The 23247-nt window shown below is 62.5% G+C and carries 18 protein-coding genes and 1 tRNA gene; 7 read left to right on the forward strand and 12 right to left on the reverse strand.

Annotated elements, in window-relative coordinates:
• Positions 1–88 precede the first annotated feature (88 nt).
• Positions 89–3058, reverse strand: coding sequence for a PAS domain S-box protein (locus tag JET14_RS03540; protein WP_200336827.1), 2970 nt, complete (start codon positions 3056–3058; stop codon positions 89–91).
• A gap of 255 nt (positions 3059–3313) precedes the next feature.
• Between JET14_RS03540 and JET14_RS03545 the strand changes: the two genes are divergently transcribed.
• Positions 3314–3390, forward strand: a tRNA-His gene (locus JET14_RS03545).
• Positions 3391–3483: 93 nt separating this feature from the next.
• Here JET14_RS03545 and JET14_RS03550 read toward each other — a convergent pair.
• Entirely contained in the window at positions 3484–4443 is a 960-nt protein-coding gene (locus tag JET14_RS03550) for an AraC family transcriptional regulator (protein ID WP_200336828.1), read from the reverse strand.
• A gap of 193 nt (positions 4444–4636) precedes the next feature.
• Here JET14_RS03550 and JET14_RS03555 point away from each other — a divergent pair, with 193 nt between their 5' ends.
• The 6 genes from JET14_RS03555 to JET14_RS03580 all read left to right on the forward strand — a co-directional run bounded on the left by JET14_RS03555 (position 4637) and on the right by JET14_RS03580 (position 13675).
• Positions 4637–6109, forward strand: a complete 1473-nt coding sequence (locus JET14_RS03555; protein ID WP_200336829.1) for an alpha-glucosidase/alpha-galactosidase — start codon at positions 4637–4639, stop codon at positions 6107–6109.
• 143 nt (positions 6110–6252) lie between these two features.
• Complete coding sequence (locus JET14_RS03560) at positions 6253–8349, forward strand: ABC transporter substrate-binding protein (RefSeq protein ID WP_200336830.1); 2097 nt, start codon at positions 6253–6255, stop codon at positions 8347–8349.
• Positions 8350–8462: 113 nt separating this feature from the next.
• On the forward strand, positions 8463–9476 hold the full coding sequence (locus tag JET14_RS03565; RefSeq protein WP_024706063.1) for an ABC transporter permease: 1014 nt from the start codon (positions 8463–8465) through the stop codon (positions 9474–9476).
• Positions 9473–10597, forward strand: a complete 1125-nt coding sequence (locus tag JET14_RS03570; protein WP_200336831.1) for an ABC transporter permease — start codon at positions 9473–9475, stop codon at positions 10595–10597. Before JET14_RS03565 ends, JET14_RS03570 begins: the two co-directional genes overlap by 4 nt.
• 16 nt (positions 10598–10613) lie before the next feature.
• Positions 10614–12284 (forward strand): ABC transporter ATP-binding protein, encoded by a 1671-nt coding sequence (locus tag JET14_RS03575; RefSeq protein WP_200336832.1) that lies wholly within the window; start codon positions 10614–10616, stop codon positions 12282–12284.
• Positions 12285–12301: 17 nt separating this feature from the next.
• On the forward strand, positions 12302–13675 hold the full coding sequence (locus JET14_RS03580; protein ID WP_200336833.1) for an alpha-glucosidase/alpha-galactosidase: 1374 nt from the start codon (positions 12302–12304) through the stop codon (positions 13673–13675).
• A gap of 175 nt (positions 13676–13850) precedes the next feature.
• Here JET14_RS03580 and JET14_RS03585 read toward each other — a convergent pair whose 3' ends face one another.
• From JET14_RS03585 to JET14_RS03630, 10 genes are all read right to left on the reverse strand, one after another.
• Positions 13851–15185, reverse strand: a complete 1335-nt coding sequence (locus JET14_RS03585; RefSeq protein WP_200336834.1) for a TrkH family potassium uptake protein — start codon at positions 15183–15185, stop codon at positions 13851–13853.
• Positions 15186–15188: 3 nt separating this feature from the next.
• The gene (locus tag JET14_RS03590; RefSeq protein ID WP_200336835.1) at positions 15189–15857 is read right to left on the reverse strand and encodes a potassium channel family protein; all 669 of its coding nucleotides are present in this window, start codon (positions 15855–15857) and stop codon (positions 15189–15191) included.
• A 136-nt stretch (positions 15858–15993) separates the two neighbouring features.
• Positions 15994–17205 (reverse strand): 3-hydroxybenzoate 6-monooxygenase, encoded by a 1212-nt coding sequence (locus JET14_RS03595; RefSeq protein WP_200336836.1) that lies wholly within the window; start codon positions 17203–17205, stop codon positions 15994–15996.
• A gap of 160 nt (positions 17206–17365) precedes the next feature.
• Positions 17366–18628: a TRAP transporter large permease gene (locus JET14_RS03600; RefSeq protein WP_200336837.1), complete on the reverse strand. Its 1263-nt coding sequence runs from the start codon at positions 18626–18628 to the stop codon at positions 17366–17368.
• Entirely contained in the window at positions 18625–19119 is a 495-nt protein-coding gene (locus JET14_RS03605; RefSeq protein ID WP_200336838.1) for a TRAP transporter small permease, read from the reverse strand. The genes JET14_RS03600 and JET14_RS03605 overlap by 4 nt, the downstream gene beginning before the upstream one ends.
• Positions 19116–20102 carry a TRAP transporter substrate-binding protein gene (locus JET14_RS03610; RefSeq protein ID WP_200336839.1) on the reverse strand — a complete coding sequence of 329 codons (987 nt, stop codon included), beginning with the start codon at positions 20100–20102 and terminating at the stop codon, positions 19116–19118. The genes JET14_RS03605 and JET14_RS03610 overlap by 4 nt, the downstream gene beginning before the upstream one ends.
• Positions 20103–20169: 67 nt before the next feature.
• Positions 20170–20814 (reverse strand): maleylacetoacetate isomerase, encoded by a 645-nt coding sequence (gene maiA, locus JET14_RS03615; protein WP_200337973.1) that lies wholly within the window; start codon positions 20812–20814, stop codon positions 20170–20172.
• Positions 20814–21515 carry a fumarylacetoacetate hydrolase family protein gene (locus JET14_RS03620; RefSeq protein WP_200336840.1) on the reverse strand — a complete coding sequence of 234 codons (702 nt, stop codon included), beginning with the start codon at positions 21513–21515 and terminating at the stop codon, positions 20814–20816. Before JET14_RS03620 ends, maiA begins: the two co-directional genes overlap by 1 nt.
• A gap of 16 nt (positions 21516–21531) precedes the next feature.
• On the reverse strand, positions 21532–22131 hold the full coding sequence (locus JET14_RS03625) for a maleylpyruvate isomerase N-terminal domain-containing protein (RefSeq protein ID WP_246750490.1): 600 nt from the start codon (positions 22129–22131) through the stop codon (positions 21532–21534).
• Positions 22131–23207, reverse strand: a complete 1077-nt coding sequence (locus JET14_RS03630; protein WP_246750492.1) for a cupin domain-containing protein — start codon at positions 23205–23207, stop codon at positions 22131–22133. The genes JET14_RS03625 and JET14_RS03630 overlap by 1 nt, the downstream gene beginning before the upstream one ends.
• Positions 23208–23247: the final 40 nt, after the last annotated feature.

Raw genomic sequence — 23247 nt, forward strand, 5'->3', positions numbered from 1 at the left:
ATGTCCGCTTGCCGCAGCTTTTCCGGGCGGCAACAGGAAGGCCTGCCGGAAGCGCGCTTGTTCGTCGGGACGCAGAAGACGGCATGCGCTAGTAGTGAAACGGCCGCGCTTCCTTCACGGGCAGGAAAACCTCGACCAGCATGCCCTCGCTCGGAACGGCATGCACCAGAAAGCGCGCGCCGAGGCCTTCGGCAAGCTTGCGCGCCTTTTGCTGGTGCTGGTTTTCCGCTTCCCTGCCCTGGCCGCGGGGAGCGCCGGCCCTTCGCCGGCCCGGAGCGATGCCATTGTCGCGAAAGCGCAGCACGGTCTCCCCGCTTGCCGAGGCCGCCGTGGAAACGACCACCTGGCCGCCTGCCGGCGTGAACTGTACGGCGCCGTTGAGAAGCTCGGAGGCCATTTCCTTCAGCGTCTCGGTGTCGCACGGCGTCTTGGCGAGCGCAGGCGAAAGGGCCGCGCGGATGATGATCCGGCGCGCATTGGCACGCGGTTGCACCAGGCTTACGGCCTCCGCCACCGCCTCGTTGATCTGCGCGGTTTCATGCGCGCTGGACTCGGCCAGCGGGGCGGGTCTGCGGGGTTCGTGGCCCGGCGGCGTTTCCGCCTCGGCCTGTGGCGGCGCGCTCTGCTCCGGTTCCGGCTCGCCGAGCAGCCGTCCGACGATGGAGCGCGCCTGGCGGCTTTTGGCGGTGATTTCGCGGGCAAGGGCGTGGTAACGGTTGTCCCCGAGCGTGCCGAAGGGCTGGTGATCCATGGTCTCCGACAGGGAGATGATGGCATCGAGCGGCTGACGCAGTTCATAGCGCAGCGCCGAGCGCACGGTGTCCCGCTCCTCTTCCGCCTCTTTCGCCTCGCGCCGGGCAGCCCGCAGATCCTCCTCACGGCGTTTCAGCGAGGTGATGTCGCGCAGGATGACGCAGACGCCGCCCGACTGCGGCAGGCGCCCAAGCGTGATGAACAGCGGAATGAGGCCGCCGCCCGCTTCCCGCCCGATCACCTCGAGCCCTTCGGGCACAACATCGCCGCCGCGTCGCTCAAGCAGGCGACTGACCTGGGTTTCCAGATCGCCATGGCTCTCCTCGGCAAACAGAATGCCGGCATCCTCGCCGATCACATCCTGGCTCTCGACGCCGAAGAGCGCTGAGGCGGAACTGGAAATCGAGCGGATATGGCGTTTCTCGTCAAGGATTAGGATGCCGTCGGTGGAGGTGTCGAGGATCGCGTGCAGCTCCGCGACATCGCCGTCGCTCGGAAGCTTCGACGGGGCGTCCTTAGCTGTGTTCTGTTCAAGGGTGATCGGCGCGTCGAGACCGTCGCCGCCGGCATGTTCGGGCCGAAGCGTCAGCGCAAGCGCCCGTCCCCCTTTCCAGGAGACAGCCTGCAGGTGGAAAGACACAGGCAGCCGACCGCCATCGGCCGTGCGCAGGAAAAGCCGGTCGTCATCGTCGCGTTCGACAAAGGCATCGGGGCCTCCGGCGTCGATCACGGCATCAAGGGATCCGTAGCCGGAAAGCGAAAGAAAGGCGGGATTGGCATGCAGTACGCGCTCGCCGGACTGGATGACAATGGCATCCCGGCTGGCGTCGATCCATGTCGCCTCCGCCTCCGCGCTTTCGCTTGGCTGCGGCGGCCGCGTTTTCCGCTTGATGACGGGCGATGGCTCGTGCTGCGCGACCGCGGGCTCAAGGGCCGTTGCCGGCGTCCCGGTTCCGGCATCGGCGGAGCGAAGCTGGCTTGCGATCTCGTCAAGCGCGTGGCGCTCGTCCTCCGTCAGTTGCGGGGCAGACCTCGTCTGGCTTGCCGCCGCCGGGCGGGCGGGCGGCGTTGCATCGGGATTGGCGCTTTCTTCGCCGAGCCGGACCAGGCCGAAGCCTCTGAAGCCGTCGAACCGGCGCTCGCGCGTATAGGTCGGCAGCGCCGCCATATCGACGGGCACGACCGTGTCCGTGCCGGAGACCGGCCACTCGACCGTGCGGCCCGACCATGTGTCCGCGCTCTGGAGAAGCCGGGAGATCGCGCCCGCGCCTCTGACGCCGAGCCGCGTTTCGATCTCTGTGAAACGCAGGCCGGTGATTTCCGCCATGGCGGGACCAACAGCCTCGGCAAGTTCGCCGGAGACGTCGGTGATCCGGCCGGCGCCGTCGGTGCGCCAGACGAAGCGCAGCGGGCGGCGGGTGTCGGCCTCTGCATGTTCGGTTTCCCGGGCCTGGGCGGGGTGCGTCTCGCTCTTTGCCGGCTGTTTGCGCACGACCGGGCCTTGCCGGGAAGCGGGCTTCTCGTTCGGCTGGTGGTGCGCAGCGAGCGCGCCGAGGCTCTCGTCGATGGCGGCAATCGCCTCGCGGGGCGAGCGGCCGCTCTCCGGCGCGATCGATTCTTCTTCCTCCGCCGCCCCAACGGTCGCGCTGACTTCGTCGGCGAGTTCTTCGGAGACGAACAGCAGGAACCGGACGGGGTGTTTCGAAAGGCGACCGAGCGCCAGCGGCCAGATGCCGGTCCCGGTGGTTGCGAGCCGCTCCGTATAGCTTTCGGGCCCTGCCGTCAGGCTCTCGATGATCGGGCGGATGTCCTCGGGTTGAAGGGCGGTGCGGCTGAAGCCGGAAGAGGCGGATATGCACGCGCCGTTCTCCCCGACCACAGCCAGGTGCGCCTCGTCCTCGTCAAAACCTGACACGAGCGCGTCACTGCGGTTCCCTTCCGACGGGTTCTCGCAATCGAGCAGCAGGTAGCGGCGACCATCAAGACCGAAGAGGCTCGCAGTTGCCGGTTTTGACACCCTTCGGAAGCGCTGCGCGATATTGACGGTGAAGTCCCTGCTGTCGCCGGGCTCCGAAAGTGGGCCGGCCGCAGCCACAAGCTGGCGCAGGAGAATGGAGGCGTCGGTCCTGGTTCCGGTCGCCTCACCAATCCGCGCGTGGCCGAGCAGCCTCGCGCCGGCCGCGTTGGCAAAGGCGACGGTGCTTGTCTCCGGATCGACGGCCAGCATGGCCCTGCCGTCAAGAAAACGTCCGCGCAAGGCCGGATGGGTGGCAAAGGCGAGGTAATGTGGAACTGCCGTGCTCATGGCTCTTCGGTCCGCTCGGGTTCGTTCGGAAGCGTTGCGTGCCCGGCAGGCCTTTCGCGCATCCTTGGCTTAACGCTTTCTTAATAATAATAATGGCGATTGCGGTCCAGATCAGGTCCGGTCTTTTCATGGCGGACGGTTAACGCGGCGACCGGTCGCAGGGTCAAAGGATTTTCGCTGATCGGCCATCAAGGGGCTTGCAAATTCCTGTCAGGCCTTTTAAGTGAGCCGCGATGCAAGACGCATCGCCCTTGTGCGGTTGTAGCTCAGTTGGTTAGAGCGCAGGTTTGTGGCACCTGAGGTCGGTGGTTCGACCCCACCCAACCGTACCATTTTTCTTCTTTCGTGACCGTCAGGCGCTCAGAAAGCGGGCGGAAGCGTTGCCGCCGCTTCGGCAGACTGCGCTGGATCATACGCAATCGCGCTTACGACGTGTCTCGGTGAACGCCAGGGTATTCGACCGGCTCTTTCTGCAGCACAGGCGGAACGGTTTCCGTATTCATGGTCATGATGCTGGCGGCAAGGCCGATCTTGCGGAACTCCGTCGGACTGACCCGGAAGTAGCGGCGAAAAACCTTGGCGAAATAGTTCGGGTCGGAAAATCCGGCCATGCCGGCGACCTCCTTGACCGTATGATCACCGCTTGCCAGCAGGCGCGTCGATTGTTTCAGCCGCCGGAGCAGAACATATTCCGCGGGCGGCATGCCTTCCGATTGCGCAAACAGGCGCGAAAAATGCGACCGGCTGAAGCCGGAGACCTCCGCCAGCCTGTCGACCGGGAGCGGTTTTTCCAGATTGGCGTCGATATAATGCGTGACCCTTTGCATCGCCCGGCTTTCCACCGGCGGCATGGTGTGGGCGCCGAACACATCGTCATAGAGCAGCATGGTCACTTCATAGGCAACGGCGGACGCTCTTGCCGGCGTTTCGGTTTCCGATGAAAGCAGGCGCCGCAGACAATCCGCCAGTTGATCAACGGTCTTCTGCTTCAGCTTGAGCACCGGGCCGGAGGTCGCCAGGACCGCTCGCTGAATGCGCATCGCCTCTTCGCCATTGAGCGAGATCCAGAAGAATTCCCAGTAACCGTCCTCCTCCACCCAATAGCTGTGATTGTGCGGGATCAGGGTGAGCATGGTTTCGCCCGGCCTTATCCGGAAGGTCTGGTTCTCAAAACGCAGATTTCCCGCGCCGGCAATCGTGTACTGGATCACCGAGAAAGGGCTCTGGCCGCGCCGCCTCCCGTCCCACCTGTAGTCGGGCCGCGTGCGGATTTCATACCCGGCGCTGACCGGCATGGCATGCAGGTCCTGATGTCCGCGCGGCAGGGAAATCAGCCGCCCGATCGGCGCTTTTTCTCGCAGCTCCTGTAGCACAGAATTACCCATGAAAGCACAATCCCTCTCTGTGATGTCGTCCCGACTGCTGCATAATGCGGACCGGGAGTTTGAAACACAAATGATACAGGCATAACGCAACTGTCGGGGTGACGTCTTTCGTGACACCTTGCCGGCAAGGTCGATGTTGTCTGTTGCATTTGATTTTACCCTGTTTGTTGGTTCTTGATTCAGGGAGGCGGCTATGAGCGCTTTCAAAATAGCCATTATCGGCGCCGGCAGCGTCGGTTTCACCAAGACGTTGTTCAAGGATATCCTGTGCGTTCCGGAATTCGCGGATATCGAAGTGGCGCTGACCGATATCAGCGAAAAAAACCTGACGATGGTCAAAACCATCCTCGAGAAGATCGTTGAGGCCAACGGCCTGCCGACCACCATCACCGCGACAACCGATCGCCGCAAGGCGATCGAGGGCGCGCGCTATGTAATTTCCTGCGTGCGCGTCGGCGGGCTTGAGGCTTACGCCGACGATATCCGCATTCCGCTGAAATACGGCGTCGACCAGTGTGTCGGCGATACGATCTGCGCCGGCGGCATTCTTTACGGCCAGCGCAACATTCCGGTCATTCTGGATTTCTGCAAGGATATCCGCGAAGTGGCCGAGCCCGGCGCCCGCTTCCTCAACTATGCCAACCCGATGGCCATGAACACCTGGGCCGCCAATGAATACGGCAAGGTCGATACGATAGGACTTTGCCACGGCGTCCAGCACGGCGCGGAACAGATTGCGGAAGTGCTCGGCGTAAAACAGAACGAACTCGACTATATCTGCTCCGGCATCAACCATCAGACCTGGTTCACCGATCTGCGCGTCAACGGCCGCAAAATCGGTAAAGACGAGCTGATCGCCGCCTTCGAGGCGCATCCGGTGATCTCGAAGCAGGAAAAGGTCCGTATCGACGTGCTGAAGCGTTTCGGTGTCTATTCGACCGAGAGCAATGGTCACCTGTCCGAATACCTGCCCTGGTATCGCAAGCGCCCGGAGGAAATTACCCGCTGGATCGACATGTCCGACTGGATCCATGGCGAAACCGGCGGTTATCTGCGCTACACGGCGGAAAACCGCAACTGGTTCGAGACCGAATTTGATGGATTCCTTGAAGATGCGGCAAAACCGATCAACCCGAAGAAGCGCTCGAGCGAACATGCCAGCTACATCCTCGAAGGGCTGGAGACCGGTCGGGTCTATCGCGGCCATTTCAACCGCAAGAACAACGGCGTGATCACCAACCTGCCGGATGACTGCATCATTGAATCGCCCGGCTTCGTCGACCGTTTCGGCCTTAACATGGTGGCGGGCATCGCGCTGCCGGAAGCCTGTGCTGCAACCTGCATGGCCTCGATCAACGTGCAGCGCATGTCGGTTCATGCAGCCGTGACCGGCGACCTCGATCTTTTGAAACTGGCCGTCCTGCACGATCCCCTTGTCGGCGCCGTCTGCACGCCGGAGGAGGTCTGGCAGATGGTGGACGAGATGGTTGTCGCCCAGGCCGCATGGCTGCCGCAATATGCGCATGCCATCGACGGCGCGAAAGAGCGGCTTTCCAGGGCCACGGTCAAAACCCGCGAATGGGATGGGGCGGCCCGCCGCCATATCCGCTCGGTGGATGAAATGCGCGCGGAAAAGGAAGCCGAGCGCGCGGCGGCCAACGCCTGACGTTTTAATCTCGACCGGTCCGGCCTCATGCCGGGCCGGCCATTCCTGTTCCGGCGGCCTTGTGGGTAGGAGCCTTGCCGGCGGAACAACCGGCGAATGGCCATGCGCCTTCGCATTCAGTGTCAAAACGGGAGGACGACACGATGACACCGCACCTTTCTGCCCGACATCTGGCCAGTGTCCTGGCCGCCGGGATTTCAAGCCTCGCCCTTGTTTCCGGAGCGCTCGCTTCGGAAATGACGGTCGTGCCGCCGCAGCCGGATTTCCCGGCCCAGGCCAAGATCACCTATGTACCGCGCAACGCGATCGAGGAATTCAGATCGCTGCCGTCCTATTCCGAGCCGGAATGGGTCACGAAGCAATTTGTCGACACCGGCGCGCTGCCGCCCGTCGAGGAACGTCTGCCGAAAGAACCGCTGGTCTTCAAGACCGGCAACATGCCGGATGGCATGGGCGTCTACGGCGGCACGTTGCGCCATGTGATCGGCGGTCGGCCGGAAGGCTGGAACTATCAGGCCGGCCAGGCGCAGGGATGGGGCGGCATCGATATTGGCATGTATGAATGCCTCACCCGCACCGCGCCGCTCTATCAGGTCGAGGCGAGCGACATGGAGCCCTTGCCCAACCTTGCGAAGAGCTGGGAGTGGTCGGAGGACGGGCACACGCTGACCATGCACCTGATCGAGGGCGCGAAATGGTCGGATGGCGAGCCCTTTACCTCCGAAGACGTGATGTTCATGTGGGAAGACAATATCGTCGACCCGAATGTGTCGCCGCTCAATGGCGCAACGCGCGAAACCTTCGGCTCCGACACGACACTGAAGGCACTCGACGACTACACGGTCGAATGGACCTTTGCGGAAGCCTTCCCGCGCCAGTATCTGTTCAACATGGCCTATGGCGATTTCTGCCCCGGCCCGGCGCATATCCTGAAGACCAAGCACCCGAAATATGCCGATACGACCTATGACGAGTATCGCAACGGCTTTCCGCCGGAAATGATGAACTGGCCGGTCATGGGCGCCTGGGCGCCGGTCGAATACCGGCCCGACGATATCATCGTCCTGCGCCGCAACCCCTATTATTGGAAAGTCGACGAGGACGGCCATCAGCTGCCCTACATTGATGAGCTGCAGTACAAGCTTTCGACATGGGCCGACCGCGACATCCAGACGATTGCGGGTTCTGCCGATCTTTCCAACCTCGAACAGCCGGAAAACTTCGTCGTGGCACTGCGCCGCGCCGCCGAGGAGGATGCACCGGCAAGGCTGGCCTTCGGCCCGCGCCTTATCGGTTACAATATGCGCATGAACCTTTCCGGCAATGGCTGGGGCGAGCCGGACGCACGCGAAGAGGCCGTACGCGAGCTCAACCGCAACCCGGACTTCCGCAAGGCCGTAACGATGGCGATCGACCGCCAGGCGCTTGGCGATTCGCTGGTCCGCGGCCCCTTCACCGCGATCTATCCCGGCGGCCTGAACTCCGGCACCAGCTTTTATGACCGGGAATCGACCTATTACTATCCCTATGACCCGGAAGGAGCGAAAGAACTGCTGGCATCGATCGGCCTTGAGGACACGGATGGCAACGGCTTCGTCAACTGGCCGGAAGGCACGCTGGACGGGCAGGATGTCGATATCGTGGTCTCGCTGAGTTCCAACTACACGACCGACCTCAGCCTCGCCGAGGGCTTGATCGGCCAGTTGCAGCAGGTGGGCCTCAGGGTGGTACAGAACGCCATCGAGAACAACCAGTTCGACAACCAGCGGCGGGCAGGCAAGTTCGACTGGATGATCCTGCGCAATCCGCCGGCTCTGGCATCCGTGGTGCAGGGCACCACCGGCCTTGCGCCTGTGGGGCCGCGCACCAGCGAACATCACCGCGCCGGGCCGGACGGCTCGGTCGACCTGATGCCCTATGAAGAACAGATGGTCGACATCATCGACCAGTTCATCGCCACCGACGACAATGCCGAGCGGGCCGAACTGATGAAACAGTATCAGACCGTGGTGACGCAGAATGTCGATATGGTCGGGCTGACGGAATATCCAGGTGCGCTGATCGTCAACAAACGGTTCGACAATGTCGCCGCCGGTGCGCCGATCTTCATGTTCAACTGGGCGGAAGACGCCATTATCCGCGAGCGCATGTTCGTTCCGACAGATGAGCAGCAGGACTATCAGCTGTTTCCGGACACGCTTCCCGGCAAGCTGGGCGGCGACGGCCCGGTCAGCGGCTGACACCCGAAAGCGTCGCGGCGGCTCTTGCAAGAGTGCCGCCGCCAACCTCGCGGACTGGCAACCCTGTTCTCCTCCAGTTGCCGGTCCGCACAGACAAGGGACGCAAGGATAATATGGCGCGATTTCTCTTCAACCGGATCATGTCGGGGCTGATGCTGCTGTTCGTGCTCAGCATCGTGACCTTCGTCATCATCCAGGCCCCGCCGGGCGACTACAGCGATTACATCCGCTCGCAGGCGATCAATCAGGGCGGCGCGACCTTCGAGCAGGCCGACCGGCAGGCCGAGGCCTATCGCGAGACCCACGGCCTGAACGATCCACTTCCCGTGCAGTATCTCAACTGGGTGAAGGGCATCGTCTTCCATGGCGATTTCGGCCAGAGCCTCTATTACAACAAGCCGGTGTCCGACGTCGTCGCCCAGCGGCTGCCGCGCACGCTGGCGCTGGCGCTGACCTGCCATATCCTGGCTTCCATTCTCGGCATCGGCTTCGGCATTGTTGCGGCGACACGCCAATATAGCTGGATCGATACGGCGCTCTCGGGCGTCGCCTTTCTCGGCATGACGGTGCCGCGTTTTTTGATGGCGCTGATCATCGTCTACGTCCTCGTCTTCCATTTCGACGTCAACGAAGTGGGCAGTTTCTTCTCGCCGCAATATGGCGGCGCGCCCTGGTCCTGGGGCAAGTTCGTCAATCTCGTGCAGCATATCTGGCCGGTCGTCGCGATAGCCACTTTTGGCGGGCTCGCCTACAATATGCGGGTGATGCGCGGCAATCTGCTTGATACGCTCAACATGCAATATGTCGAGACCGCGCGCGCTAAGGGGCTTTCGGAACGCAAGGTGATTATGCGCCATGCCGTGCCCAACGCGCTGCATCCCCTCGTCATGTATCAGGGCGTTGTCCTGCCCTACATGCTGACCGGCGAGATCGAGGTCGCCATCATCTTCGCGCTGCCGACCGTCGGCCCGGCCATCGTCGGCTCCATGCAGGTGGGCGACGTTTATGTCACAGCGACCTTCATGCTGTTGCTTTCGGCCATGCTGCTGATCGGCAACATCATCGCCGACCTTCTGCTCGTGGCCCTCGATCCGCGCGTCAGACAGACCGGGAGGGCCGCAGCATGACCGACAACATCCTGCAAACCATCGACACTGTCAAAGAACCGGAAGCCAACAAGAACGAAACCTATCTGGCACTGGTGTGGCGCAGGCTGAAGCGCTCGTTTTCCGGCATGATGGGCCTGATCCTGGTGGTCTTCCTGCTGTTCGTCGCCGTGTTCGCCGATTTCCTGTCGCCCGCCGATCCGCGCGTTACCGGCGATTCCTATCAGCCGCCGCAGATGGTCACTGTTTTTGGCAAGGACGGCGAATTCGTGTTTCCGCCGCGCGTCTACCCGCTCGGTGATACCGGCGAACTGGACCCGATCACGTTCCAGCCGCTTGTCGGCAAGGATTACGACAACCCGCAGATCATCGGTCTGTTCGTGAAGGGCGCGCCCTACAAGCTGTTCGGCTTTATTCCGGCCAACCGCCATTTCATCGGCGCGACCGATGGCTCGGTGATCCATTTTCTCGGCACCGACAAGCTGGGTCGCGACGTGCTGTCGCGTATTCTCTACGGCTCGCGGATTTCGCTTCTGATCGCGCTCACCGTGGTCACCGTCGTCACCATTGTCGGAACATCCGTCGGCATGACGTCCGGTTATTTCGGCGGGCCGGTGGATTCGTGGATTCAGCGCTTCGTCGAGCTGGTGCTCGCCTTTCCGCAACTGCCCTTCTATCTGGCGCTGGCCTCGCTCATTCCCGTCACCGCCCCGACCAAGGTGTTTCTCGGCTTCGTCATCGCGGTGATGTCGGCGCTTGGCTGGGCGCAGATGTCGCGCGAGGTGCGCGGCAAGACGATGGGACTGGTGCGCATGGATTATGTGCGCGCGGCCATCGCCGTCGGCGCCACCGACAAACGCATCATCTTCCGCCACATCCTGCCCAACGTGATGAGCCATGTGATCGTCGCGGTCACGCTTGCCATCCCCACGGTCGTGCTGCTCGAGGCTTTCCTTGGCTTTCTCGGCTTTGCGGTCAAACCGCCGATGATTTCCTGGGGGCTGATGCTGCGCGACACCTCCAATTATGCGGTGATCGGCGCCTATCCCTGGCTTTTGTCGCCCGTTGCCTTCGTGCTTCTGACCGTCTTCGCCTTCAACGCGTTCGGCGACGGGTTGCGCGACGCCATCGACCCCTATTGAGAAGGAGACGCTTTCAATGACTGACGACCTCAGACATGACACGGCGCCTTCCACGCGTCGCGACCAAGGCGAACAGCAGGGCGAGCCGATCATCGACGCCCGCAATGTCGCCGTTGATATCGAAGCCGAGGACGGCACGGTCAATGCCGTGCGCGATGTCTCGTTCCAGCTCTATCGCGGCGAGACGATCGCCATCGTCGGCGAGAGCGGCTCCGGGAAATCCGTCACGGCGCGCACCGTCATGGGGCTGCTTCCAAAGCGCGCGAGCGTCGGCAAGAGCGCGACAATCACCTATGACGGCGCGGATGTTCTGAAGTTTTCCGACAAGAAGCGCCGGCAGATGCGCGGCGCGCGGATTTCGATGATCTTTCAGGAGCCGATGAGTTCGCTGAACCCGATCTACACGATCGGCTCGCAGATCGTCGAAGCCATCCAGACCCATCGCCGCGTGAGCAAGAAGAAGGCGGAAGAGGAAACCATCGAACTTCTGCGGCAGGTGCAAATCCTGGAACCGGAGGCCCGGCTCAAGCAGTATCCGCACCAGCTTTCCGGTGGCCAGCGCCAGCGCGTGATGATCGCCATGGCGCTTGCCAACAAGCCGGACGTGCTGATTGCCGACGAGCCGACCACGGCACTCGACGTGACGGTGCAGGCGCAGATCCTCGGCCTGATCAGGGAATTGCAGCTGGAACTCGGCATGGCCGTGATCCTGATCACCCATGACCTGACCGTGGTTCAGCATTTCTCCGACTATGTTTATGTCATGAGCGAGGGTGTTGTACGCGAGCACAACACGACCAGGGCGCTTTTCGCCGACCCGCAGCACCCCTATACCAAGAAGCTTCTCGGCTCGGAGCCCTCGGGCGAGGCCAATCCGCTGCCGGAAGGCTCGCAGACCATCCTGGAGGGCCGGGATGTGCGGGTCGCCTTCACGCTGAAGACCGGCACCTTCTTCAAGTCCAGCTACAGCCAGCTCGTGGCGGTCAACGATCTTTCGATCACGCTCAAGAAGCACGAAACGCTGGGGCTGGTGGGCGAAAGCGGATCGGGAAAAACCACCTTCGGCCAGGCCTTGCTGCGTCTGATCCATTCCGACGGCGGCACGGTGCTCTTCGACGATAAACACATCGAAGGACTTTCCCGCGAACAGCTCAGGCCGCTGCGCTCGCGCATGCAGGTCGTGTTCCAGGACCCGTTTTCCTCGCTCAATCCGCGCATGACGATTGGCCAGATCATCGAGGAAGGGCTGATCGTCAACAATATCGGCTCCTCCGGCAAGGACCGCAACGAGCGGGTGCGCGATGCCCTCGTCGATGCCGGCCTGCCAGGCTCGATCACCCACCGGTTCCCGCACGAGTTTTCCGGCGGGCAGCGCCAGCGCATTGCCATTGCCCGCGCCGTAGCGCTGGAGCCGGAGTTCATTCTGCTCGATGAGCCGACCTCGGCGCTCGATCTCTCCGTGCAGGCGCAGATCATCGAACTCCTGCGCAAGCTGCAGAGCGAGCGTGGGCTCAGCTACCTCTTCATCTCGCATGACCTGAAGGTCGTGCGGGCGCTCTGCCACCGTGTCTGCGTCATGCAGCACGGCAAAATCGTTGAACAGGGGCCGGTGCGCGATGTGCTGGAAAACCCGCAGACAGACTACACGAAGCGGCTGGTCAAGGCCGCCTTCGAAGTTGCCGCCTGAATTTGAGGAATTTTAACATGGCAAGACAACCCAAGATCACCTTCATCGGCGCCGGCTCCACGGTTTTCATGAAAAACATCATCGGCGACGCGTTGCAGCGTCCCGCATTGAAAGATGCCTCCATCGCCCTGATGGACATCAATCCGGAGCGACTGGCGGAAAGCGAGATCGTTGCCGGCAAGCTCGCCCGCACGCTTGGCTCGAAATCCGAGATTACCACGCATACCAACCAGCGCGCGGCGTTGGAGGGTGCCGATTTCGTCGTCGTCGCCTTCCAGATCGGCGGTTATGAGCCGGCCACCGTCACCGATTTCGAGGTGCCAAAAAAATACGGACTGCGCCAGACGATCGCCGATACGCTCGGCGTCGGCGGCATCATGCGGGGTTTGCGCACCGTGCCGCATCTCTGGTCGATCTGCGAGGACATGATGCAGGTCTGCCCGGAGGCCATTCTGCTGCAATATGTGAACCCGATGGCGATCAACACCTGGGCGATTGCGGAAAAATATCCGAAGATCAGACAGGTCGGCCTCTGCCATTCGGTGCAGGGCACCGCCGGCGAACTCGCGCGCGACCTCGATATCCCTTACGAGGAAATCCGCTATCGCTCGGCCGGCATCAACCATATGGCCTTCTTCCTGAAATTCGAACATCGCCAGAAAGACGGCAGCTACCGCGACCTCTACCCCGATCTGGTGCGCGGTTACCGTGAGGGCCGGTTCCCGAAACCGTCAAGCTGGAACCCGCGCTGCCCCAACAAGGTGCGCTATGAAATGCTGACGCGGCTCGGCTATTTCGTCACCGAAAGCTCGGAACATTTTGCCGAATACACGCCCTATTTCATCAAGGAAGGCCGCGAGGACCTGATCGAGAAATTCGGCATTCCGCTGGACGAATACCCCGTCCGCTGCGTCGAACAGATCGCAAGGTGGAAGGATCAGGCGGAGGAATACAGAAAGGCCGATGAAATCAAGGTCGAGCAGAGCAAGGAATATGCCTCCTCGATCATGAATTCGGTCTGGACTGGCGAGCCTTCCGTCATCTACGGCAATGTCCGCAACAATGGCTGCATCACCTCGCTGCCGGAAAACTGCGCGGCGGAAGTGCCGTGCCTCGTCGATGCCTCCGGCATTCAGCCGACCTATATCGGCGACCTGCCGCCGCAGCTGACGGCGCTGATCCGCACCAATATCAACGTGCAGGAACTGACGGTGGCAGCGCTGGTCAACGAAAACCGCGAACATCTCTATCACGCCGCGATGATGGACCCGCATACGGCCGCCGAACTCGACCTCGACCAGATCTGGTCGCTGGTCGACGACCTGCTGATTGCCCATCATGACTGGATCCCGGAATGGGCGCGGGTTGCGCGCCAGGCCCGTTCGGCCTGAGCCGGACAGGGAGTCAAGGCTTAAGGCTCGCACCCGGCAGGCATTGCAGGTCCTGCATTCGTATCCAAACCGGCGGCGGCGCCGTTTTCCGCGGCGTCGCCATCGTCTTTTTGCACGATGCGTAGATTCAATAGGTTAGAGCGTCCTTTGTGCGTCCGAATGGACGCACGGCGCTCTAGCCGAGATAGACCGTGCCCGCCGGGTAGCCGATCCGGCTTGGCTTGCGGGTGGCGAGCAGGAAGCCCAGTGTCATGGGGCCGACGCGACCGATGAACATGACCGCCATGATGACTGCCCTTCCGGCAGTGTCGAAATCGCCGGTGATGCCGCGCGACATGCCGACCGTGCCGAATGCCGAAACCGTTTCGAAGGCTATGGCGAGAAAGTCGCCTTCGTGAAACAGAAGCAGCACGAAGGTCGCGCAAAGGATGAGCAGGACGCTGATCGTCGTCAGGGCGAGGACCTTCATCACCTGTTCCAGCCCGAGTTCGCGGTTGAAGACATGGATATTGGCCCGGCTCCGGAAGAACGCGACTGTGGCCAGCAACAGGACGATGAAGGTTGTGACCTTGATGCCGCCGCCGGTCGATGTGCTGCCCGCACCGACGAACATCAGGGTCATGAACATGAGCGCGGTGCCGTCGGAAAGATTGCCGATCTCGACGGTGTTGAACCCGGCCGTGCGCGTCGTGGCGGCCTGAAACCAACTGGCCCACAGGCGATCGGACAAGGGAAGCGCTCCAAGCGTCCCCGGGTTGGTCCACTCCATCGTCGCGAATGAGACCGTCGACCACACGAGCAGCGCCGCCGTGCCGGCCAGCATCAGCTTGGTGTGCAGCGAGAAGCGACGCCAGTTGCGCGTGCGCCAGATGTCGGAAGCGACCGTGAAGCCGAGCCCGCCCATGATGAAAAGGGCAGGGATCGTCAGGTTGATGACAGGGTTTCCGACCCAGCGGCTCAGGCTGTCGGGGAACAGGGCAAAGCCGGCATTGTTGAAGGCTGAAACCGCGTGAAAGACGGCTTGCCAGAGGCCCTCGCGCCAGCCCGCCTCCGGCACGAACACCGTGGCCAGAAGTCCTGCGCCGATCAGTTCGCACAAGAGGACGACCTTGAGGATGATGCGCGTCAGCGCCAGAAGATCGGTCGCGGAGGTCTGGTTGAGGTCCTCCCTGAGGTAAAGACGATGGGTAAAGCCGACCGGCAGGCCGAGCATCGACAGGATCAGGACAGCGAAGGTCATCAGGCCAAGCCCGCCGATCTGGATCAGCAGCATGACCACCGCCTGGCCAAAAAGTGTGTATTGGCTGCCCGTGTCGACGACGACGAGCCCCGTCACCGTCACCGCCGATGTTGCCGTGAAGGCGGCATCCCACCAGGTGATCGGGCTGGCCGTCGCAAGCGGAAGCTTCAGCGCGAACGTGCCGAAAACGATGAAGCCGGCATAGATGAGGATCAGGAGGAGCGGCGGAGCCAGATGTGGCTTTTGGCGTTTCGCGTAGATGCGAGCCATGCGTCAGTTCCCGTCACGCAGATCGTCTCCGAAGTGGCGCAGGTCCGCGCGCTTGCCGAGGAGCAGCAGCTTGTCGTCCTCCCTGAGCCTGAGGTCGCCGTCATCGCAGGACAGATAGTGATTGTCCCGCATCGCGCCCAGGGCCCTGACATTGTACTTTTCGAAGATGGCGGCCTTTCCGACCATCTTGCCATCGAGCTCGGCGGGAACCTTGAAATCGACCACATGATAGCCGTTGCCGAGGCTGACATAGTCGCGCACCAGCGGATTGTGCAGCATCTGGGCGATGTGCTGTCCGATTTCCTGCTCGGGCAGGATCACGCGATCGGCGCCGAGCTTGGTCAGGATGCGGTGGTGCGTCCGGTTGAGGGCCTTGACCCAGATCGTCTCGACGCCGAGCATCTTGACGTTCATGGTGCACAGCACATTCGCCTCCAGATCTTCCCCGATCGCGACAACGGCGACGTCATAGCCGCCGACGCCTGCTTCCTTGAGCGCGACCTCGTCCTTTCCGTCTGCAATGACTACTTCGGTCAGTGTTTCGGCCAGTCGCGAGACATATTGCCCGTCGATATCGATGCCGAGCACCGGATTGCCGAACCGGGCGAGTTCGCTGGCAACCGTGCTGCCAAATGTTCCAAGACCGATGACGGCGAAGCTGCGGGTTTTCATGGTTCCGGCCCTTCGGCTGTTGCAGGTGACGGCAGAAAGCGTCATCTACACGAAGAACGCAAGTTTTGCATCCCGTTGCTTCTGTTCTGTCACATGCGCGCCGGAGCCGGCTGTCAAGACCGGCTCCGGCGTACTCTCAGGCGGAAACCGCGCCTTCGAGACCGGTGGAGCCGTAGAGCCAGGAAACGATATCATACCAGTCATCCGGCGACTTGGAGCGCATGACCGCGTTGCGGAGTGCCGCATGCGCGCCGCCGGGGTGATAGACGTGCTGGCCGATTTCGCGCGACTGCAACTGAACGCGGGCGGTGCGCAAAGCGCGCAGTTCCTGGTAGCGGGCCAGGGCCGCATCAAGCGGACCCTCTTCCTCGCCGAGCACATGGGAAATCGCCACGGCATCTTCCATGGCCATGCACGCGCCCTGGGCAAAATATTGCATCATCGGATGGGCTGCATCGCCCAGCAGGACGACGCGGCCATCGATCCAGTTCTCCACCGGGTCGCGGTCGCACAGCACCCAGCGCTTCCAGTCCTGACCGCGTTCGATGATCTGGCGGGCGACCGGCGCCACATGTTCGAAGCCCTTGCGGACCTCTTCATGGGAAACCGGCACGCCGGCTTCCGGCGAAGGCGCGTGATTGTGATAGGTCACGACGAGATTGAAGAGCTTCCAGCCTCTGAGCGGATAATGGACAATGTGACATTTCGGCCCGGCCCAGAGCGTGGCCGCGTTCCAGCGCAGGTCTTCCGGCATGTCTTCCGTCGGGATGACAGAACGATAGGTGGTGTGGCCGGAAACGCGCGGCGCGCCGTCGCCGACGACCTTCTGGCGGACATTGGACCACAGCCCGTCTGCGCCGATCAGAAGAGACCCTTTCAGCCGTTCGCCGTTCTTCAGGATCGCAGTCACGCCGCTTCCGTCCTGATCGTAGTCGACCACTTCGGCATTGGTGCGCAGGCTCACAAGCGGATGCTCCTCGCAGGCCTTCAGGAACACGCTGTGAAGGTCGCCGCGATGGATCACGGCATAGGGGTTCTTGAAGCGGGCGCGGAAGGCATCGTCCAGCGGAATGCGGGTGATCTCCTCACCGTCAATGGCGTCCATCAGGCGCAGATTGTCGATATAGACGGCAATCGCCCGGGCGGCGTCTCCGACGCCCAGATAGTCGAAGGCATGAAACGCGTTCGGGCCGAGCTGAATGCCAGCGCCGATCTCTCCGAGCTTCGGCGCGCGCTCCAGCACCAGCGATTTCAGCCCGTTGTTGGCCAGACCGATGGCGGCGGCAAGACCGCCGATGCCGCCGCCTGCAATCAGGATGGGGCCGGCTTCATTTGCGACATTTGACATGACAAATCTCCTCTGTTTGCCCGCAAGTCAGACCTGGGGCATTGAACTCGGTTTCAGTTATCGGCTGCCGGCACCGGCGCCCCTTGCGGGGTCGTTTCCGCGAACCGGCGTTCTTCACGCGTTCGGCGCGCCCTCATCGGGGCGCCGGTGAACCCGTCCGTCAGAACGGGTGCACCATCCAGGGTATGAAGACCACTGCGAGGATGACGGCGAGCGTCGCCGCCACATAGGGCAGCACCAGTTTCGACAGTCGCATGACCGAGACCTTCGACAGTGCCGCCGCGATATAGAGCCCGGTGCCGACCGGAGGCGTCAGAAGGCCGAGGACCAGCGTCATGGCAAGGATCAGCCCGAACTGGATCGGATCGATGCCGTACTGGCTGATGGCCACCGGCAGAAGGATCGGCGTCAGGATGATCAGTGCCGCGATGCCGTCGAGGAACATCCCGACCATGAACAGGAAGACCACGATCAACAGGAGGAAGATCGTCGGATCGTCCGTCAGCGAGACGATGAAGGCGGCGACATGTTGTGGCACCTGATTGAAGGTAAGTACCCAGCCGAAGATTTTCGCGGCAATGATCAGGAACAGCACGATCGCCGAGTTGGCGACGGTCCGGTCGATGATCGGGACAATGCGCCTAAATGTCTGGCCCTTGAATTCGAGAACGGCGAAGGCGAGCGCGATGACGATCGCGGCGGCTGCCGATTCCGTCGGGGTGAAAACGCCGAAGGAAATGCCGCCGACGATGACAAGCGGGATCAGCATCGCGGCGAGACCGGGGATCGTTGCGGCGATCTTCTGCGAGAAGTTCAGACGCTCGGTGCCGCCCTGCTGCTTGTGGTTGCACGTGGCCTGCCAGAAGGCCAGCACCAGAATCAGCACAAAGAGCGCAATACCCGGAACGATGCCGGCCATGAACATCTCGGCGATCGAAACCTGGGCGATCACGCCGTAGATGATCAGCAGCATGGACGGCGGGATGATCGGCCCGAGAAGACCGGCCGAGGCCGTCAGGCTGGCGGCATAGCCGCGATCATAGCCGTCGCGCTCCATCTCCGGAACGACGACCCGGCTCATCACCGCCATCTGGGCGGTTGCCGAGCCCATGATCGCGGCAAGCGCCAGGTTGGAGATCAGGTTGACGATGACGAGATTGTGCGGCAGGCGCGCTATCCACACCCGAACGGATGTGATGATGCGCCGCGTCAGGCCGCTTTCATTCATGATCTCGCCCAGCAGGATGAACAGAGGAATGGCCAGTAGGTCGAAATTTTCCACGGACCCGAAGGAGATCTGCGGAATAGCGGCGATCAGCTGTTCGCGACCCGACAGGAACACGAAGACGAGGGTGGCGCCGATCAGCACGAAGGCGACGGGCATTCCGGTCAGAAGCAGAACGAGAAACGAAAGTCCGGTCATGCTCTTTTCCCCCTGATTTCGCCCGCGGCGCGCGCCACATGGGCCAGCGAATGGACGAGCGCTGAGGCGCAGAAGATCGGGAAGATGGTGAAGAACGGGGCCTTCGCCCATCCGGTGGTGATCACCTGTTCGAATTCGACCACGGGCGAACGGACCCAGGCGATGCCGGCCTTCAGCAGGATGGCGAGCATGATCGTGATCAGCAGCCAGACCAGAAGGTCGATGATCCTGCGCCAGGGCTCCGAGAAGTTATCGACCAGCAAGGTGACGCCGATCTGGGCGCGGGTGTGAATGGAAATCGATGTCGCGATGAAGGCGAGCCAGACCAGCATGATGGCTGCCAGTTCCTCGGCGAAGATGATCGGCCGGCCGGCAAGGTATCGCATGCCGACATTGGCGACGATCAGCCCGACAAACCCGACCACGAGAAACCTGCTGGCCCAGCGTTCAAGCTGGACCAGCCCGGCAGATATCTTGCCCAAAGGGTTCACTGCGCCTGCTCCGCGACCTGGGCCTGGAATTCACCGATCAACGGATAGGCGGCAAAGCTTGCATCCACGGCTTCGTTGGCGGTGGCAAAGGCTTCCTTTCCGTTCGTCAGCCTTGTGACGTCCATCTCACCTTCCAGCGTTGCCAGGTTGGTGGCCTCAGCTTCGATCTGCTGCTGCGAACCCCAGGCGAGGGCCTCGTCCACGACCGCCTGAAAGGCGTCCTGCTCCTCGTCCGTCAGGGTGGCCCAGGTCATGTCCGAGACCACCATCACGGCCGGAAAGGGCATGTGGCTGGTGAGCGTCAGGTTGTTGGCAACCTCCTGGAACTTCAATCCGACCAGCGCGTCGAGATCGATGTCGACGCCATCGAGAAGGCCGGTCTGAAGCGCCTGGTAGACCTCGGTGAGGTTGACCGGCGTGGGAACGGCGCCCACGGCCTGCCACCAGACCTTCATGGCGGGAAAGGGGACGATCCGGATCTTCTTGTTCTGAAGTGCTGCGACATCCGTGGCCGGCTCATCGCGCATCAGGATGTGGCGCATGCCGGCAAAGGTGTAGCCCATGCCGTGAAGGCCGGCGCGGTTGAGCTCATCGAGCATCTGTTCTGCCGCGGGCGTATCGGCAGCATCGATCGCGGCGGAGACGTCGGGGAAAAGATAGGGCGTGAACCAGCCCTGGAGCGAAGGCGCGCGCAGCGACGTGATGGCTGCCGTCATCAGCCCGGCGTCAAGCAGCCCGGCCGACATCTGCTGGAACATTTCCTGTTCCGTGCCCAGCTGGCCGGCGGGAAAGATTGCCAGCGTCAGCTCGCCCTCGGTGGCCTCGGGCAGCCTTTCGGCCATACGTTCGGCAACCTTGGTCCAGACATGGCTCGGCGGGGTGATGAGGCCCATGCGCAGTTCGCGCGCATCGGCGGCGAAGGGCAGGGCGATGATGGTTGCGGAAGCAAGCAGGGCCTTCAGCCCGAATTTTTGAAACGACATGTTTTCTCCTCCAGTTGAAATTGGCTGTCACAGGCGGCCCTCCTCGGTGCGGCCTGATCGATTTTGATCACTCCGCGTCCGGTTGATTGCGCGGATGGGCGTTGGCAAAGGCGGGAAGCGCGTTGGCTGCCTCGGCGATCGCGACAAGGCGCGGCATGGCGGAAAGGTCGACGCCGAAGCGTTCTGCGGAAAAGACCTGCGGGATGAGGCAGATATCGGCCAGCCCCGGCGTTTCTCCAAAGCAGAATGTGGAGGCCGGCTCCTTTTCCAGGAGCGCCTCGCAGGCGGCGAGACCATCGCCGATCCAGCGGCCGCACCAGCGGTCGAGCGCTGCCTGGTCGGCGCCGAATTCGGCTTTCAGATAGTCGAGGACGCGCAGGTTCTGCAGCGGATGGGTGTCGCACGCGATCGCCTGGGCAAAGGCGCGGACCTTCGCCCTTGTGTCCTTGTCCTCGGGCAGAAAGCGCGCCTTCTCGGGAAAGGACTCGTCCAGCCACTCGATGATCGCGAGCGACTGGGTCAGGGTTAAGTCGCCATCCTCGAGCGCCGGGACCAGCGCCTGCGGGTTCTTCGCGCGATAGTCAGGCCTCTTCTGCTGCCCGCCATCTTTTCGCAGATGCACCGAAACGAAATCGTAGTCGACGTCCTTCAGGTTGAAGGCGATGCGGCAGCGATAGGCCGAGGACGAGCGGAAATAGCCGTAGAAGCGGATCATTCCGCCGCTCCGATCGAAAGCTTGACGGGCTGAAGACCGTCGATGCCGCCGGTGATGACATCGCCGGCAACCACGGGACCAACGCCGGCCGGCGTGCCGGTCATGATCACGTCACCGGGAGCGAGGTGGTAGAATTTCGACAGGTCGCTGACGATCTCATTGACCTTCCAGATCAGGTCCGACAGATGGGCGTCCTGTTTGACCTCCCCGTTGACTTCGAGATGGATGCGCTGCGGGCCGAGCGCGCCGAAAGCATCCGCCTTGGTGATGCCGGCGATGACGGCCGATTGCTCGACGTCCTTGCCGAGATCCCAGGGGCGCTGCTTGGCGCGGGCGGCAAGCTGCAGGTCGCGGCGGGTCATATCGAGGCCGCAGGCATAGCCGTAGATCGCTGCCTGAGCTGCCGTCCTGTCCGCGCGAAAGACCGGGCTGCCGATGACGATGACGAGTTCCATCTCATAGTGAAAATTCTCCGTGCCGGGCGGATAGGCGATCGTCGTGTCGCTTGGCTGGGCCATCAACGCCGACTTGGTGAAGTAGAACGGAGCCTCGCGGTCCACTTCGACGCCCATCTCGGCTGCATGGGCCGCGTAGTTCCGACCGACGCAGAAAATCCGATGGACCGGATATCCGGCGGATTCGCCTTCAACCGGAATGGTTGGCCATGCGGGGGAGGGGAAAAGAGCCTCTTTGGTCATCGGTAAAGTCCTTTCATCATGTCGGTATGCCGTGTGAAATGGCAAATTCACTGCATTTCGCGGCGGCGAGCGCGGCCGGGATGTCGCGTTTGCGCGCGCCGTTGTTGAGATCGAACGCGGCCGCCCAGATGGAGCAGGCCCGCATCCGGGCACTGTCTGAAAAGGGGCGCCATAGGCCGTCTTCGCCGGGCGCTTCCGTCCGCCAGCCGTCGCCGGTGAGGTCCCGCCAGACCACGTTCAGGTGCACGGCGGTGTGGTCGAACAGGTGGCGAAGCGCGCGGGCCGGCAATGTGGCGCCGAGTTCGATCTTCGTCCTGAGTTCGGCTTCGCTGTCATAGAGCGGCGGAACCGTGTCTCCCGCGGCGATCGCCTCGCCCTGACGGGCAATGCCGCGGGCCTGGTAGGACACCGCGCAGATCACGTGAGCGGCCGTCTGGTTGTCCGCGCCCATCGGCGCATAGAGTTCCTGTTCCGCCAGCCGGTTCAGAAAGCGGGCGAAATAGGCCGTGCCGGTGCGCGCGAGATGCAGCATTTCGGCGGGGGCCTCCGGCGCGTCATATCGTGCGCCGGGACCCTGGCGCGCCATCAGCGCGCGGCGGGCTTCCTCAAGGCTCATCATGCGTCCGCGTCTTCGACCAGCGTGCGGTTGAAGTGCAGGCGTTCCATGATCGGCGCGTCGGAGAAGCGGAAGAGGTCGAACTGCGTTTCGGCTTCGAGCGACCACGCAACCCATGACGGGATAACGAAAATGTCGCCTTTTTCCAGCGTCTTGCGCTCGCCATTCATGACGACGGCGCCGCGGCCTTCGAAGACCTGGAAGACGGTCGAGCCGACCTCGCGGCGCGTTGCCGTTTCAACGCCTTCACGCAGGCGGTGGAACTCCGCCCGGATCGTGGGCATGACATCGCCGCCCGTGGTCGGGTTGATGTAGCGGACGCCAGCATGACCCTGCCCGAAAGTGGCGGGCTGGCCTTCCTCCTCAAGCAGCAGCTGCTCGGTGAGCGCCCGGTCGGTATATTCCCAGCGATAGGCGCCGATCGGCGAACTCACGGTGTTCTGAAGTCCGGAAAGCGGACGCAGGCCCGGATGACACCAGAGCCGTTCGCCGCGCGAATAGTCCGGCGTGGCATAATCGGTGACGCGGTCGGAGCCGAATTCGAAGAAGCCGACGTCGTTCTGATAGGAAAAGGGGATATCGAGGCCGTCGATCCAGGCCATGGGCTGGTCGGTCTCGTTGTGGTGGCCGTGAAAGTTCCAGCCGGGCGTCAACAGGAAGTCGCCGCGGCTCATGCGCACCGGATCGCCGTTGACGACGGTCCAGACGCCTTCTCCCTCGACGACGAAACGGAAGGCGTTCTGGGAGTGACGGTGTTCTGGCGCCGTTTCCTTCGGTCCAAGATACTGGATCGCGCACCACAGCGTCGGCGAGACATAGGCCTCTCCGCCGAGCCCGGGATTGGCAAGGCCGATGGCGCGGCGCTCTCCGCCGCGGCCGACGGGAACCAGTTCACCGGATTGCTGCGCCAGCGGATAGAGCTCAGACCATTTCCAGACATGGGCCTTTGCCCTGGGCTTGGGGTGCGCCGGCATCAGGTCGCCGATCTGGGTCCAGAGCGGATTGAGGTGATTTTTCTTGAAGGCCGCGTAAAGCGCGCGCAGTTCGGCGCTGTCTTCAGGCATCATCATGTTCATCGAACGGCTCCTCCTTGGCTCGATTTAATAGGACGTGTAC

It is taken from the genome of Martelella lutilitoris (assembly GCF_016598595.1).
GTDB lineage: Bacteria > Pseudomonadota > Alphaproteobacteria > Rhizobiales > Rhizobiaceae > Martelella > Martelella lutilitoris_A.